Origin of the sequence: Streptomyces sp. NBC_00028 (assembly GCF_045041065.1) — a bacterium.
In the GTDB taxonomy this organism is placed as follows: Bacteria; Actinomycetota; Actinomycetes; order Streptomycetales; family Streptomycetaceae; genus Streptomyces.
This window is the reverse complement of the sequence record NZ_CP108293.1, coordinates 8,263,264-8,279,179: the sequence shown is the minus strand read 5'-3', so window position 1 is coordinate 8,279,179 and position 15,916 is coordinate 8,263,264. Positions and strand designations below refer to the sequence as shown.

Here is a 15,916-nt window from a genome sequence, read left to right as displayed (position 1 = left end):
TCATCGGAGGAGCGTCTTCCGGGGGCGGCTCAGCGTTTGCCTGAAAGGGACTTCCAGGCCACCGGGAAGTCGAAGTAGGTGTCCGGGTAGGGCTCGGGCTTGTACGTGTAGTGCCACCATTCCTCGGCCAGGTTCACGAAGCCGAGGTCTTCCAGGGTCGACTTGAGCAGCAGCCGGTTGGCGCGCTGTGCGCCCTGGATGCGCGGGTCGAGGGTGTGGGCGAGGGTGTCGAAGCAGTCGAATCCGGTGCCCATGTCGACGGAGTTGTCGGGGAAGCGCTGGTCCTGGGGCGCGTAGCAGGGCACCAGGGTCTCGCCGGGGTGGTAGGGCCTGGTGGGCAGCGCGGGGAGCCGCACGATGGTGAGGTCCATGGTCGAGCCGCGGCTGTGGCCGGACTTCTCCGCGATGTACCCGTCGGCGAACAGCCGGGTCTTGTCGACGTTCGGGTAGAACTCGCCCTTCATGGCTTGGTCGTCGAGGTCCTCGGCCCAGCGGACGAAGTGGTCGACCGCGCGCTGGGGGCGATAGCAGTCGTACACCTTGAGGCTGTAGCCCTGCCTCAGCAGTTTCGCCTGGGCCTTGTGGAGTGCTTCGGCGGCGGGGCGGGTGAGGATGCAGAGGGGCTGCCGGTAGCCGTCGATGTGCTCGCCGACGAAGTTGTGCGCGGTGAAGTAGCGCATCTCCTGGATGATCGTGGGGTCCACGGTTCTCAGTGCCACGAAGTCCGAGGGCGCCTTGGGTTCCGGGGTCGCCCGGGCGGTCGTGGAGACGGCGGTCACGGTCAGCAGGGCGGCGAGTGCGGTGCCCAGTCCGCGCAGTGCGCGTGAGAGTCGGGTCATGCCTCTGCCTCTGCCCATCTCAGGTCTCCCGTGACACACTTCTGACGTTCCGTCAGATCGGCTGTCGGGGAGGAATCTTGTCGCGTTCACGCACTCCTGTGGTCGAGGGATGGTTCGGCGGCGAGGGAGATTCGTTTCGCCTGCTGGGCACCCGCTGCTCCGCCTGCACCTCGGTCTTCTTCCCCCGCGAGGACGTGCACTGCCGTAATCCGCGGTGCTCCGGCGGCGAGTTGGCCGAGGTCCCCCTGTCGCGGCACGGGCGTGTGTGGTCCTACACGGACGGCCGGTACCGACCTCCGTCACCCTATGTGACCGATCCGGAACTTCCGTGGGAGCCGTACGCGTTGATCGCTGTGGAGCTGGCAGAAGAGCGGATCGTGGTTCTGGGGCAGGGGGTGCCTGGACTGACCGTCGCCGATCTGGCGGTGGGCATGGAGGTGGAGGTCGTGCCTGGCGTGCTCCATGAGGACGTGGAGACGGTGTGGACGACCTGGCAGTGGCGGCCGGCGAAGGGGGTGAGGGCATGACCGGTGAGGTGGCGGTGCTGGGGGCGGGCATGCACCCCTGGGGCAAGTGGGGGCGCGGCTTCGTCGAGTACGGGGTTGTGGCGGCCCGCGCGGCGCTCGCCGACGCCGGAGTGGAGTGGCGGGAGGTCGACTCGATCGTCGGCGCGGACACGGTGCGTGGCGGATATCCGGGGTACGTGGCGGGGGCGACGTTCGCCAGGGCGCTGGGCTGGCAGGGAGCCAGGGTGACCAGCGTGTACGCGGCGTGCGCGTCGGGGGCGCAGGCGGTCAACGCCGCGCGGGCGCAGATCCTTTCGGGGCTGGCGGATGTGGTGCTCGTGGTGGGTGCCGACGCGGCGCCCAAGGGGTTCTTCCGGCCCGCGGGCGGGGACCGTCCCGACGACCCCGACTGGCTGCGCTTCCGTGTGCTCGGGGCGACCAATCCGACGTACTTCGGTCTGTACGCGCGTCGGCGTATGGCGGTCCACGGGGATTCGTTGGAGGACTTCGCGCAGGTCAAGGTGAAGAACTCGGCGATGGGCGCGCTGAATCCGTACGCGCGCTACCGCAAGCGGGTCACCGGCGAGGAGGTCGCCGCCTCCGCGGTGGTCGCCGATCCGCTGCGGCTGCTGGACATCTGCGCGACCTCGGACGGCGGGGCGGCGCTGGTGCTGTCCGGCATGGAGTTCGCGCGTCGGCACGGCGTGGCGGCGCCGGTGCGTCTCCGCGCGGTGTCGACGGTGACGCCGCGGTACCCCAACACGGTGCTTGACCTGCCGGACATCGCCACCGACTCCGCGGTGGCCGTGGAGCCGCCCGACCGGACGTTCCGCGCGTCGATCGCCACGGCCGCCTTCGAGGAGGCGGGCATCGGCCCGGAGGATCTGTCCCTCGCCGAGGTCTACGACCTGTCCACCGCCCTGGAGTTGCAGTGGTACGAGGATCTGGGGCTCTGCGGCGAGGGTGAGGGGGCGAAGCTGCTGCGGGAGGGCGCGACGGCCCTCGGCGGGCGCATACCCGTGAACCCGAGCGGGGGGCTGGCGTCCTTCGGGGAGGCCGTACCGGCGCAGGCGATCGCCCAAGTGTGCGAACTCACCTGGCAGTTGAGGGGCACCGCGGGTGACCGGCAGGTGGCCGACGCGCGGGTGGGGATCACGGCGAACCAGGGGCTGTTCGGGCACGGATCGGCGGTGGTCGCCGTGCGGTGAGGCCGGGTGGAGCAGCAGGACCGCAAGGGCTTTCCCGTACGCTGCGTGATCGCCCGGGAATCCTGCGTGAACGGTGTGTGAACTGCGCTCGGGCGTGCGCGAGGAGCGCCATCATGCTCCCGTGCACTCCTGGACGGACACTCTCCGCTTCGCCTTCCAACCGGTGGTCAACCTGGTGACCGGCGGGGTCGCGGGGCTGGAGATACTCGCCCGCCCGGAGACCGGCGACGTCCTCGCCGAAGCCCGTCGCGATCCGGAACTCGACGGCAGGCTGGCGGTGTCGGCGGTCCGCGCGGCAGCGCGCAGGGAGACGCTGCTGCCGCTGCACGTCAACGTGTTCGCGGCGACCCTCGCCGACCTCGGCGGGCTCACCCCGCTGCACACCGCGGTGCGTGAGGCGGGCAGGCTGCCGTGGGAGGTGACGATCGACATCGGGCCGCCGTACACGCACGTGCCGCAGCAGGCGTTGCTGGAGGCCGTGGCGGCGCTGCGGAACCAGGGTTTCCGGATCAGTGCGGACGGGGTCGGGGACGGTGACGTACCCCTGCGGCTGCTCATCGACATGGCGCCCGACCTGGTGAAACTCGACGCGTCCCTGCTCTCGCGGCCCGCGGCGGTACGGGCGATGCGCACGCTGTGCGAGCAGCTCGGGGCGCTGTTGTCGGTGGAGGGGGTGGAGACGGAGCTCCAGTGCGCGGCGGCGGTGTCGGCCGGTGCGCAGCTGGCGCAGGGCGAGTTGTTCGCGCCGCCGGCCCGGCTCCCCGCTGCGGATGTATACGTTCCGCCCCGTTCCCCCGCTACCGCCTCACCGCAGCGATCAGGCCCGTCTGTACGGCAGTTCGTACGGCCCGCCGCGTTGCTGCCCACCACCGTGTCGGCTGGGCACGTGCGGGCGCTTCTGACGGGATCGCCCGAGGTGTCCGGGGTGCTGCTCGTGGACGCTCACGGGGTGCCGGTCCGGTCGGTGCACCGCTCCCGCTTCCTGCTGTCGATGTCGGGGCGTTACGGGCACGCCCTGTACGCCGACCGGCCCGCCGCCAAGCTCGGTGACCCGCCCCGCACGGTGGGCGTCGACGCCACCGCGTGGGAGGTCCTCGACGTGGTGGCCGTCGGCGGACGGGACCGGACGTCGGACGACGTGGCCGTCGTGGACCGGTACGGCCGGTGCGTGGGCGTCGTACGCCTCGCCGACCTCGTGCGAGCGCTGGCCGAGTCCCGGGTCGAGGAGGCGGCCGGGCTCAATCCGCTGACGCGGCTGCCCGGTTCGGACGCGATCACGGGCGAGGTGGACCGGCGGATCGCGGACGGGCGGGCGTTCGCGTTGAGTTGGCTGGACGTCGACCACTTCAAGCAGGTCAATGACGGGGCCGGGTTCGCCGCGGGCGACGAGTTGATCCGGTCGGTGGGACGGGCGTTGCAGCGCTCCGCGTCGGACAGCACGCGCGTGGGCCACATCGGGGGCGACGACTTCCTGGTCCTGGCCGATCCGGAGGGCCTGGATCCGGTGGCCGCGTCGGTGCTGGACGCGCCCTGGTCGGCGGGTGGCCGGCCGGTGTCGTTGTCCCTGGCCACAGTGGTGTGCGCGCCGGGCAGCGTCCTGGACCACCGGCAGGCGGCCGCCTGGCTCGCCCCGCTCAAGAAGGCGGCGAAGTCGCTGCCCGGGGCGAGCTGGGTCCTCGGGCGTGCGGGGCTGCCCGGACACGAGGTCCGGCGCGGTACGCAGGCTGCCGCCGCCCCGGCGGGGTGACCCCGGCCGACGCGAGGGCCGTGTCGGCGGCCCGACCGCGCGTCGGCCGTAACCTTCACGACTGCGGCCCCGCCCGGCTGCGCGTCGGCCGTTGTGTTCACCACCACGGGTCCGCCCGGCTGCCCGTCGGCAGCCTGCCCTCGGCCATCGCGCCATCCGGCCCACCTGTGCGACGGTCACCTGCCGTCGACCGTTGCCGCCCGGCGGGCCTGCGCCACTGTCGTCCGCCCTCTTGCATCGCCATCCGACCCGCATGAGCGGCAGTCGCCCGCCCTCGGCCACCGCCGCCCGGTCCGCCTGTGCGGCAGTCGCCTGCCCTCAACCGTTGCCGTCCGCGTCCTTGACGCCCCCTGGACACCGGTGAACACTTCCGATGTCAGTCGACATCGCCGTACATTCTCGGCGTATCCACGCACTGCGCCATGCGGGCACGGCTGCTCCAAAGCCCGCTCCCCCACGGGTGATTCGACTGCGACGGCACGCTCGTCACGGATGCCGGGCGGGGCGCGGGACCTCCTCGTCCCCGGCTGAAGTCGCCATGGGAAACGCACCCTGCACGGAGGACCGGGGTCGAACACCCCGGGCCGGGGCCTAGGAGCCGCCATGAGCAACGGAGACATATTCGTCGGTGAGATCATCGGCACCGCGATCCTGATCCTGTTCGGCGCCGGAGTGGTCGCCGCCGTCGTACTGAACGACTCGAAGGCCAAGGACGCGGGGTGGGTGGTCATCGCGTTCGGCTGGGGTTTCGGCGTGCTGGCCGGGGCCTACACCGCCGCGCCGCTGTCCGGGGGCCATCTCAATCCGGCGGTGACGATCGGCATCGCCGTCGACACCGGTGACTGGGACAAGGTGCCGATCTACATCGCCGGGCAGATGGTCGGTGCCGTTCTCGGCGCGGTGCTGTGCTGGCTGGTGTACTACGCGCAGTTCCAGGCCAACGCCGAGGAGGACAAGGCGCAGCCGACGCTGGGGATCTTCTCCACGGCGCCCGCGATCCGCAATCCCGTGGCGAACCTCGTCACCGAGATCATCGCGACGATGGGTCTGGTGCTGCCCATCCTGGCGTTCGGCCTGACCAAGGGTCTTGGCGAGTCCGGCACCGCGATCCTGATCGTCGCGTTCCTCGTGACCGGCATCGGCCTGTCCCTCGGCGGGCCCACGGGTTACGCCATCAACCCGGCCCGCGACCTGGGCCCACGTATCACCCACGCCTTGCTCCCGATCCCCAACAAGGGCACCTCGGACTGGGGTTACGCGTGGATCCCGGTGGTCGGACCGCTGATCGGCGGAGCGCTGTCCGGGCTCATCTTCAACGCAGCCTTCTGAAGGATCCGACGAAGGGGACGTCATGACGGACAAGTTCGTCGCCGCAATCGACCAGGGCACCACCTCCAGCCGCTGCATCGTCTTCAACCAGGACGGCGCCATCGTCGCCGTCGACCAGCGCGAGCACCGGCAGATCTTCCCCAAGCCCGGCTGGGTGGAGCACGACGCCACCGAGATCTGGTCCAAGGTGCAGGCAGTGGTGGCCGGGGCGCTCGCCAAGGCCGGGCTGCGCGCCGACCAGCTGAGCGCGCTCGGCATCACCAACCAGCGCGAGACGACGGTCCTGTGGGACCGCGCCACGGGCAAGCCCGTGCACAACGCGATCGTGTGGCAGGACACGCGCACCGCGGCGCTGACCCATCAACTCGGCGGCTCCGACGGACAGGACCGCTTCCGTGAGCAGACCGGCCTGCCGTTGGCCACCTACTTCTCCGGGCCGAAGGCGTCCTGGCTGCTCGACAACGTGCCGGGGCTGCGCGCGCGGGCCGAGAACGGTGAGATCGCCTTCGGCACCATCGACTCCTGGCTCATCTGGAACCTCACCGGCGGCACGGACGGCGGCCGGCACGTCACCGACGTGACCAACGCAGGCCGCACCATGCTGATGAACCTGGAGACCCTCCAGTGGGACCAGTCCATCCTCTCCGCGATGAACATCCCCGAGGCCGTCCTCCCGGAGATCAGGTCCTCGGCCGAGGTGTACGGCACGGCGGTCGGCCAACTCGCGGGCGTGCCGGTGGCGTCCGCACTGGGCGACCAGCAGGCGGCCGTGTTCGGGCAGGCCTGCTACGACGTGGGCACGGCCAAGAACACGTACGGGACGGGCTCCTTCCTGCTGCTCAACACCGGCAACCGGCCGGTGCCCTCGAAGAGCGGGCTGCTGACGACGATGGGCTACAAGATCGGGAGTGAGGCTCCGGTCTACTGCCTGGAGGGGTCGATTGCCATAACGGGCGCGCTCGTCCAGTGGTTCCGGGACCAGCTCGGCATCATCCGCACCGCCGACGAGATCGAGCCGCTGGCGGCGAGCGTCGACGACAACGGCGGCGCCTACATCGTGCCCGCGTTCTCCGGTCTGTTCGCGCCCTACTGGCGCTCCGACGCACGCGGTGTCGTCACCGGGCTCACCCGGTACGTCACCAAGGCGCATCTCGCGCGCGCGGTGCTCGAGGCGACGAGCTGGCAGACGCGGGAGGTCGTGGACGCCATGTTCCAGGACTCGGGCGTGCACATCACCACCCTCAAGGTGGACGGCGGCATGACCAAGAACAACCTGCTCATGCAGCACCAGGCGGACGTCCTCGACGTGCCGGTGGTACGGCCGAAGGTGTCCGAGACGACCTGCCTGGGGGCCGCCTACGCGGCCGGGCTCGCCACGGGGGTGTGGAACGACCTGGACGAGCTGAAGTCGCACTGGCAGAAGGACGTCGAGTGGACGCCGTCGATGGAGTCGTCGGCGCGTGACCGGGAGTACCACAACTGGCGCAAGGCCGTGGAGAAGAGCTTCGGCTGGGAGGAGGACGGGGAGAACTAGCCGCACGCGCGCGTGAGGACGCAGCACCAGCCACGCGCGCGTGCGGTCGTAGAACCAGCCAAGCGCGTGTGGTCGTGAACGCGGCCCGTACCCCGGTCGGCGGGGGTACGGGCCGCTCCCGTGTCAGCTGTCGGCTGTCAGCTCGTGACGGCGGCCTGCCGGCGCTCCGCCACGTACGCCATCGCGTGCCGGACCACGCCGATCAGGACCTCCTTGACCGACTCGCGGTCCCTGGCGTCACACAGCACGACCGGCACGTCCTGGTCGAGGTCGAGAGCCTGGCGGACGTCCTCGACGGGGTAACGGGCCGATCCCTCGAAGCAGTTGACGCCGACGAGGAAGGGTATGGAGCGCCGCTCGAAGTAGTCGATCGCGGCGAAACAGTCCTCCAAGCGTCGCGTGTCGGCGAGGACAACGGCCCCGAGGGCGCCCTCGGAGAGCTCGTCCCACATGAACCAGAACCGCTCCTGGCCGGGCGTACCGAAGAGGTACAGCACCAGGTCCTCGCGGAGCGTGATGCGCCCGAAGTCCATGGCCACCGTGGTGGTGCGTTTGCCCTCCACACCGCTCGTGTCGTCGACCGGGCGTCCTGCCTCGGTGAGCAGTTCCTCGGTACGCAGCGGCCGGATCTCGCTGACCGCGCCCACGAGCGTGGTCTTGCCCACGCCGAAGCCGCCGGCCACGAGGATCTTGAGCGTGACGGGCTCGACCGGGGGCTTTCCGCGCTCAGAACGCCCGAAGATCATTGATCTCTTCTCCTGCTGGATGGGGGTGGGGCGGCGGTGGGCCGTAGCCTCCACCGCCGGGGGTTTCGATGACAAGTACGTCGTCGGGACGGACGTCGGCCGCGTCGCTGCCGAGGAGTGGGGTGACCGTCCCGTCGGCGCGCTCCACGCGGTTGGCGCCCAGCGCGCCGGGTTCGCCGCCCGCCATGCCGTACGGCGGGAGCCTGCGGTGTTGGGAGAGCGTGGAGACGGTCATGGGTTCCAGGAACCGGATGCGGCGCACCGCGCCGTCGCCACCGCGCCAGCGTCCGGCGCCGCCACTGCCCTGCCGGACCGCGAACTCGTCCAGCCGGACAGGCAGCCGCCACTCCAGGACCTCGGGGTCGGTGAGCCGCGAGTTGGTCATGTGGGTCTGCACGACGGGTGCGCCCGGGAAGCCGTCGCCCGCCCCGGAACCGGACGCGACCGTCTCGTAGTACTGGTGGCGGGCGTTGCCGAACGTCACGTTGTTCATGGTCCCGGAGCCCTCGGCCTGGACGCCGAGCGCCGCGTAGAGGGCGCCGGTGATGGCCTGCGAGGTCTCCACGTTGCCCGCGACGACGGCGGCGGGCGGCTCGGGCGCGAGCATCGAGCCGGGCGGCACGATGATCCTCAGGGGGCGCAGACAGCCGTCGTTGAGGGGGATGTCGTCGGCGACCAGGGTGCGGAAGACGTACAGGACGGCCGCGTTGACCACCGCGAAGGGGGCGTTGAAGTTGCTGTCCAGCTGCGCGGACGTACCGGTGAAGTCGACGGTCGCGGAGCGGTCGTCGCGGTCCACGCGCACGCGTACGCGGATCACGGCGCCCGAGTCGGTCTCGTAGGCGTACTCGCCGTCGTCGAGGGAGTCGACGACTCTGCGCACCGCTTCCTCTGCGTTGTCCTGGACGTGCCGCATATAGGCCTGTACGACGTCGAGCCCGAAGTTCTCGATCATGCGGGCGACTTCGTCGACGCCCTTCTGGTTGGCGGCGATCTGGGCGCGCAGGTCGGCGAGGTTGGTCGCCGGGTTGCGGGACGGGTAGCGCGCCTCGGTGAGCAGGCGGAAGGTCTCCTCCTCGCGGAAGCGGCCGTTCTCGGCAAGGAGCCAGTTGTCGAAGAGGATCCCCTCCTCCTCGATGCTGCGGCTGTCGGCGGGCATGGAGCCGGGGGCGATGCCGCCGATCTCGGCGTGGTGGCCGCGGGAGGCGACGTAGAAGAGGATCCTCCCGGTCCTCCCGTTACTCTCCGTGTCCTCGGAGCCTGGCGCGTCGAAGACCGGGGTGATCACCGTGACGTCCGGCAGGTGGGTGCCGCCGTGGTACGGGTCGTTGACGGCGTAGGTGTCCCCCGGCCGCATCCCGGTGCCGCGGCGCCGGATGACCTCCTTGACGCTGGTGCCCATCGAGCCCAGGTGGACGGGGATGTGCGGGGCGTTGGCCACCAGGTTTCCGTCGGGGTCGAAGAGCGCGCAGGAGAAGTCGAGGCGTTCCTTGATGTTGACGGACTGGGCCGTGGACTCGAGGCGGGCGCCCATCTGTTCGGCGATGGACATGAAGAGATTGTTGAAGACCTCGAGCCGGACCGGGTCGACTTCCGTGTCGAGATCGGAACTCTGCGTGACCGTCACGCGTTCCATGACCAGATGCCCGTCGTGTCGCGCCACGGCCTGCCAGCCGTCGTCGACGACGGTCGTCGCACTGGCCTCGGTGATGATCGCCGGGCCGGTGACGGTCTCGCCGGGAGGCAGTTCCTCGCGGCGATGGAGGGGTACGTCGCGCCAGGCGCCGCCCGTGTGGAGGCGGACGGTCTCGGGAGCGGCGGGCCGGCCTTCGTACGGGGCGAGGGCCGAGAGATCGGGGGGTTGTGTGATGCCGGTGGCTTCCACGGAGAGGGCTTCGACGACGATCGGGCGGTCGAGGCTGAAGGAGTACGTGGCGCGATGACGGGTCTCGAAGGCGTCGCGCATGGCGGTGGGCTCGGTCAGTTCGACGGTGAGGGTGGTGTCGGTCCCGTCGTAGCGCAGTTGGGCCCGCCGGGTGACCCGGACGCGGTCCTCGGGGACGTCCTCGGCGAGGAGTTCGGCGCGGGCGGCGCTCTCCAGGTCGTCGGCGGTCTTGCGGACGCCCGGCATCGAGGCGGCCTCCAGGGGAGCCTCGACGGACTGTTCGCGCATGGCGGTGGTGTCGGCGAGGCCGATGCCCAGAGCGGAGAGCACCCCGGCCATGGGGGGTACGAGGACGGTGCGGATGCCCAGCGAGTCGGCGACCATGCACGCGTGCTGGCCACCGGCGCCCCCGAAGGTCGTCAGCGCGTAGCGGGTGACGTCGTGGCCCTTCTGGACGGAGATCCGCTTCACGGCGTTGGCGATATTGGCGACGGCGATCTGGAGGTAGCCCTCGGCGACCTGCTCGGGAGTGCGGTCGTCGCCGGTCCGCTCGTGGATCTCGCGGGTGAGGTCGGCGAAGCGCTCGCGGACGAGCTCCGCGTCGAGGGGCTGGTCGCCGTCGGGGCCGAACATCTGGGGGAAATGGTCGGGTTGGATGCGGCCGAGCATGACGTTGGCGTCGGTGACGGCCAGCGGGCCGCCGCCGCGGTAGCAGGCGGGGCCCGGGTCCGCGCCCGCCGAGTCCGGCCCTACGCGGTAGCGGGAGCCGTCGAATCGCAGGACCGAACCGCCGCCGGCGGCGACGGTGTGGATGTCGAGCATCGGCGCGCGCAGCCGGACTCCGGCGAGCTGGGTGGTGAAGACGCGTTCGTACTCGCCGGCGAAGTGCGAGACGTCGGTGGAGGTGCCGCCCATGTCGAATCCGATGACCCGGTCGAAGCCGGCGAGTTGCGACATGCGGGCCATGCCGACGATGCCGCCGGCCGGCCCGGACAGGATCGCGTCCTTGCCGCGGAACTGACCGGCCTCGGTGAGACCGCCGTTGGACTGCATGAACATCAGCCGTACGCCGTCGAGTTCACCGGCGACCCGCTCGACGTACCGGCGCAGCACGGGCGAGAGGTAGGCGTCCACGACGGCGGTGTCCCCGCGCGGGACGAGCTTCATCAGCGGGCTGACCTCGCTGGACAGCGAGATCTGCGGGAAGCCGATGCGGGCGGCGAGCCTGCCGACGGCCTGTTCGTGGGCGGGGTGGAGGTGGCTGTGCATGCAGACGACGGCGACCGCGCGGATCCCGTCGTCGTAGGCCTGCCTCAGGGGCCCGGAGAGGGCGTCCAGGTCGGGGGCGCGCAGGACCGTGCCGTCGGCGGCAATGCGTTCGTCGACCTCGATCACCCGCTCGTGGAGCAGTTCGGGGAGTTCGATGCGGCGGGCGAAGATGCGGGGCCGGTTCTGGTAGGCGATGCGCAGGGCGTCGCGGAAGCCGCGGGTGACGACGAGGAGGGTGCGCTCGCCCTTGCGTTCCAGCAGGGCGTTGGTGGCGACGGTGGTGCCCATGCGGACGGCTTCCACGGGGTCCGCGGAGCCGTCCAGGAGCTCGGTCACGCCGGTGACGGCCGCGTCGGCGTAACGGCCGGGGTTGTCGGAGAGCAGCTTGTGCGTGAGCAGTCGGCCGTCCGGGCGACGCGCGACGATGTCGGTGAAGGTGCCACCCCGGTCCACCCAGAACTGCCAGCCTGTCGTCACGTCCGTCTCCCCGATCGTGCTGTTCGGCACCGTGTCCGCGGGCCGGCGGGCCGCCCGCGGAGGTCGTCGACGATCAGTCGAATCCTATCGGGAGGGCTGGTCCGGCGCCCGCCCGCTCCGCGCGGGCAGGCCGCGGTCTCACAGCGCCCTGAGGCCGTTGATCACGTCCCGCAGGATGCTCTCGTCCGGCAGCTCGGCGGGCGGCACCGGCCGGTTCACATGAACGAACTCGCTGTCCACGAGATCGCCGATGAGCACCCGCACCACGCCGATGGGCAGGTCGAGTTCGGAGGACAGTTCGGCGACCGACTGTGGGGTCTCACGGCACAGGTCGACGATGTCCACGTGCTCCGGGGACAGCGAATGGTCGCGTTCCGCGTCGTCCGCCTGGGGCTCCGTGACGACCACCGCGATGAGGTCCAGGCGGTGCTGGGCCGCACTGGTGGTGCGGCCGCGCGTCATGGCGTAGGGACGGACGACCGGTCCGGCCTCGTCGTCGAACCAGTGACTTCTTCCCTGACCGTCAGTGCTCATGTCATCCCACTACCCGCCCTGGGGCAGATCGGTGCGTGGAGCGGAGGCCAGATGTACACCGACCCGCTTGACCAGGAGCGTCATCTCGTAGGCGACGAGGCCGACATCGGAGTCCGCGTCGGAGAGGACGGCGAGGCAGCTGCCGTCGCCGGCGGCGGTCACGAACAGGAAGGCGTCGTCGAGTTCGACGACGGTCTGCCGGACGCTGCCCGCCTCGAAGTGCCGGCCCACGCCCTTGGCGAGGCTGTGGAACCCGGAGGCGACGGCGGCCAGATGTTCGCTGTCCTCCCGGGTCAGGTCCTTGGACGCCCCCGTCGCCAGTCCGTCGCCGGAGAGCACGACGGCCTTGCGGATGCTGGCGACGCGGTCCACCAGTTCGTCCAGGAGCCAGTTGAGCTCGCCGGACCTGGGCGTCGCGGTGTGGCCGGTCGTCTTCGGTGCGGTCATCGACCGTCCCCCTTAGTTCCTCGTGGTGCTGTGCCGCTGTGGGCGTCCTCGCCCGCGGCGTTCTCCTCACGGCCGCGCTGCCAGCCGCGCTGGAGCGACGCCATGCGGTTGCGTACTTGGTCGGCATCCCGCTCCTCGAACCCGGCTTCCCGGTCGGGACGGCGCTCGGGGCTCTGCTTGAGCTGCGGCGCCAGGTTGGCCTGCCGGACCCTCCGGGGCAGCGGGGCCGTGCCGGGCGCGTCCTGCCGGGGCCCGAGGCTGCCGAGGGGCCGCGGGCCGCTGCCGCCGGTGATCCCGGACCCGGGGGCGGTGCCGTCCAGGTGCGGGGTTCCAGGGTCCGCGGTGGGGTGGGCGGCCTCGGAGCCGCCGCTGGAGCGCGCGGCGTCGCCCGAGCCGCCACTGGCAGCGATCTCGGCGCGCCGGGTGCGCCGGGGCAGTGACGGGGAGCCTGGCGTCGTGTCGGGGCTGGATATGGGCGCGTCGGCGCGCTGCGGGTCAAAGCGGCCCATGGATGCCGGCACGTCGAGACGGTCCATGGAGGTGGGCGCGTCGAGGCCGTCCGTGGAGGTCGGCGTCTCGAAGCCGCGGCCGGCCGATGCCGACGGGTCGGCTGCGCGCCCCAGCGGTGCCGGGGTCTCGGTGCGGTGTTCGTCGGGGTGGTCGGCGACGCCGGTGGTGCGGCGCTGCGGGCCCGTGGCGCGTCTGCGGGCGGGCAGCGGGGGCGGGGTGGCCGAGAAGGACCGGTTCGATCCTCGTACGGGCTCCTCGTCCGGCTCCTGGCGTCGGGAGGGCTGCTCGGTCACCGGGCGGCCGTGCGAGCTGACCAGCTTGGGCGTGCGGCGCTGGGGCAGCGGCACCGGAGCGTTCAGGTCGTCGACGACGTCGGCGCCACGCCCCGCGGTGCCGGTACCGGAGTTCTCGCGGGACGCGTCGGCCGAGGGCGAGGTGTCATCGGCGCGGACGAGACCGCGACGGGGGCGGAACAGGCCGCCGCGTTCGCTGTCCTCGTCGTCGAGGGCGCCCGGGAAGTCGTCGATGGCGTCCAGGTCGACCGGGGCCTCCAGCTCCACGGGGCCGTCCAGAAGCGCCGCGGGAAGCCCGGGCAACTGCGCGGGCACGTGGGCGAGTTCCGCCCGGCGGGCCTCCTCCAGCTCGGCCTCCTTGGAGGGCCGGGGCCGGTCGAGGCGGAAGCCGATGCCGTTGGTGTCCGGGACGTCGTCCGTGAGCAGGGTGTTGGGGATGAACACGACGGCTGTCGTGCCTCCGTACGGCGAAGGCTGCAGGGAGACACGGACGTTCTGCCGCTGGGCGAGCCGGCTGACCACGAACAGGCCGAGCCGGTCGGTGTCGGACAGCTCGAACTCCGGAGTCTCTGCGAGCCGGAGGTTGGCGTCCAGCAGGGCGTCCGCCGCCATACCGAGACCGCGGTCGTGGATCTCCAGGGTGAAGCCGTTGGCGACGCGCTCGCCGAGGACCTGGACGGCGGTGTGCGGCGGGGAGAACACCGTGGCGTTCTCCAGGAGTTCGGCGACGAGGTGCGTGAGGTCCGCGACGGCCGGGCCGGTGACGGCGACCCTGGGCAGGCGACGGACCTCGATGCGCTCGTAGTCCTCGACCTCGGCGACGGCGGCCCGTACGACGTCCATGAGCTGGACGGGCTTGCGCCACTGCCGGGAGGGGGCGGCGCCGGAGAGGATCACCAGGCCCTCGGCGTGCCGACGCATACGGGTGGTGAGGTGGTCGAGGCGGAACAGGTCCGCGAGTTCATCGGTGTCCTCGGTGCGGCGCTCCATGGTGTCGAGCAGCGTGAGCTGCTTGTGCAGGAGCACCTGGCTGCGGCGGGCGAGGTTCACGAAGACCTCGGCGACACCGGCGCGCAGTTCGGCCTGTTTGACGGCGGCCTCGACGGCCGCACGCTGGAGGGTGTTGAGGGCCTGGCCGACGTCGCCGATCTCGTTCCTGTCGTACTCCAGGCGCGGGACCTCGGTCTCCACGTCGACCTGTTCGCCGGCCGAGAGGCGGCGCATGACACTGGGCAGCCGCACTCCGGACGCCTCGTGGGCCTCCAGGCGCAGCTGGCGCAGGTCGCGGATGAGGGCGCGGCCGACGCGCACCGAGAGGAAGACCGAGAAGAGCAGGGCGAGCAGGCCGAGGACGCCGACCACGGCCGCCTTGACGATGACGCTCACCGCGACCGGCTGGACCCGGTCCTGATAGCGGTCGCCCGCCTGGTCGTTGAGGGTCGCGAGCCCTTCGAGCACACCACCCGCGGCCGCGTCCCAGCCCTTGGCTGTGAGGGTGCGGGGGGTGCCGGGTTCGGAGGTGATGACGGTCCGCTCGACAGAGCGCAGGGACGCGGTGGAGGCGTTCTTCCAGAACCTGTCGTACCGCTCGCGCTCGCTCGCGGGCAGCACCGGCAGGCTGATGTCGTACATCAGGTTGCGCTGCGCGATCAGGTCGGCGACGTCCTGGATCTCGTCGCGGGTGAGCTTGCCGACCACGAGGGAGGAGCCGAGGAGGGCGTCCTCGCGGGAGAGGAGTTCGCGGGCCCGGGTGATGTTGACGAGGGCGCGGGCCTGCTTGTCCATCTCCACGTTGTCGATGCCGTCGAGGGAGGCGAGCAGGGCGTAGCAGGGGTCCACGAGGCGGTTGTAGCGGCCGAGGGCCTGGGAGCGGGTGACCGTTCCCTCCTCGACGCTGCGGCGCAGGGAGTCGACGCTGTCGAAGGCGTCCAGCACGCCGGTGAGACGTTCGTCGTCGTCCGCGTCCAGTCCGTCGCGGACGTCGGGGTCCCGCGCGCTCTTACGGAGCTTGGCGATGGCCTCGTCGGTGGCGCCGCGGGTGGTGCGGAGCGCGGAGAGCGCGTCCGAGGCCCTCGGGTCGGCGAGGTAGACGAGTGTCTGGCGCCGTTCCTGCTGGAGGATGCGGACGGTGTCCTCGGTGGGGTACCCGATCTCCTCCACGGCGGTCGACACCTGGAAGAGCTGGGTGACCGCCCGCCCCGTGAGTACCGTGGCGAAGCCCCAGACCGCGGCCAGGGACACCAGCGGCACGAGAAGCAGCGCCACGATCTTCCGGCGGATCGACTTCCCGCGAAAGCGCATGGCCTCCCCCAGCTGGACCCCCGCCGGCCGGGGGTACACATGTGCGTCAACAAACGCCGCGAGCCTACTACCGACGCACAGTTAACTCGAAGACCCTTCCGGAGGCCGAACTTCCGCACCGGTGGCGCGAGATGGGGAGTTGTCCGGGCATTGCGGGAGATTGCCTCCCGCATTTGCGGGGCAACGCCGTGTCCGGATCCGACCGGCCCAGGTGGGCAGTTGGCCAGAATTTTTCGTTTCCTGGGAATCTTCGGGGCGTGTTGTTCGTCCTTCTCTTCGGGAAATGGGGGC

11 protein-coding genes are annotated in these 15,916 nt (G+C 71.1%); 5 read left to right on the top strand and 6 right to left on the bottom strand.

Going from position 1 to position 15,916, the window contains the following annotated elements; all coding sequences use genetic code 11:
- Positions 1-29 precede the first annotated feature (29 nt).
- Positions 30-839, bottom strand: coding sequence for a M15 family metallopeptidase (locus OG885_RS37355; RefSeq protein ID WP_405739462.1), 810 nt, complete (start codon positions 837-839; stop codon positions 30-32).
- A 98-nt stretch (positions 840-937) separates the two neighbouring features.
- Between OG885_RS37355 and OG885_RS37350 the strand changes: the two genes are divergently transcribed.
- The 5 genes from OG885_RS37350 (at position 938) to glpK (ending at position 7,163) form a co-directional block, all read left to right on the top strand.
- Positions 938-1,366, top strand: coding sequence for a Zn-ribbon domain-containing OB-fold protein (locus OG885_RS37350; RefSeq protein ID WP_405743054.1), 429 nt, complete (start codon positions 938-940; stop codon positions 1,364-1,366).
- A complete protein-coding gene (locus OG885_RS37345; RefSeq protein WP_405743052.1) occupies positions 1,363-2,553 on the top strand; it encodes a lipid-transfer protein in 1,191 nt (396 codons plus the stop codon). The genes OG885_RS37350 and OG885_RS37345 overlap by 4 nt, the downstream gene beginning before the upstream one ends.
- Positions 2,554-2,674: 121 nt before the next feature.
- On the top strand, positions 2,675-4,300 hold the full coding sequence (locus tag OG885_RS37340) for an EAL domain-containing protein (RefSeq protein ID WP_405739460.1): 1,626 nt from the start codon (positions 2,675-2,677) through the stop codon (positions 4,298-4,300).
- Between the two features lie 603 nt (positions 4,301-4,903).
- Positions 4,904-5,629: an MIP/aquaporin family protein gene (locus tag OG885_RS37335; protein WP_399958516.1), complete on the top strand. Its 726-nt coding sequence runs from the start codon at positions 4,904-4,906 to the stop codon at positions 5,627-5,629.
- 22 nt (positions 5,630-5,651) lie between these two features.
- Positions 5,652-7,163 (top strand): glycerol kinase GlpK, encoded by a 1,512-nt coding sequence (gene glpK, locus OG885_RS37330; RefSeq protein WP_405739457.1) that lies wholly within the window; start codon positions 5,652-5,654, stop codon positions 7,161-7,163.
- 137 nt (positions 7,164-7,300) lie between these two features.
- On the opposite strand, the gene OG885_RS37325 is transcribed toward glpK, so the two are convergent.
- From OG885_RS37325 to OG885_RS37305, 5 genes are all read right to left on the bottom strand, one after another.
- Entirely contained in the window at positions 7,301-7,909 is a 609-nt protein-coding gene (locus OG885_RS37325) for a GTP-binding protein (protein ID WP_399958510.1), read from the bottom strand.
- Positions 7,890-11,540: a hydantoinase B/oxoprolinase family protein gene (locus tag OG885_RS37320; RefSeq protein WP_405739454.1), complete on the bottom strand. Its 3,651-nt coding sequence runs from the start codon at positions 11,538-11,540 to the stop codon at positions 7,890-7,892. Before OG885_RS37320 ends, OG885_RS37325 begins: the two co-directional genes overlap by 20 nt.
- A gap of 138 nt (positions 11,541-11,678) precedes the next feature.
- Positions 11,679-12,074, bottom strand: a complete 396-nt coding sequence (locus OG885_RS37315) for a DUF742 domain-containing protein (protein WP_399958505.1) — start codon at positions 12,072-12,074, stop codon at positions 11,679-11,681.
- Positions 12,075-12,083: 9 nt separating this feature from the next.
- A complete protein-coding gene (locus tag OG885_RS37310; RefSeq protein WP_399958502.1) occupies positions 12,084-12,521 on the bottom strand; it encodes a roadblock/LC7 domain-containing protein in 438 nt (145 codons plus the stop codon).
- A complete protein-coding gene (locus tag OG885_RS37305) occupies positions 12,518-15,625 on the bottom strand; it encodes a nitrate- and nitrite sensing domain-containing protein (RefSeq protein ID WP_405739450.1) in 3,108 nt (1,035 codons plus the stop codon). Before OG885_RS37305 ends, OG885_RS37310 begins: the two co-directional genes overlap by 4 nt.
- Positions 15,626-15,916 lie beyond the last annotated feature (291 nt).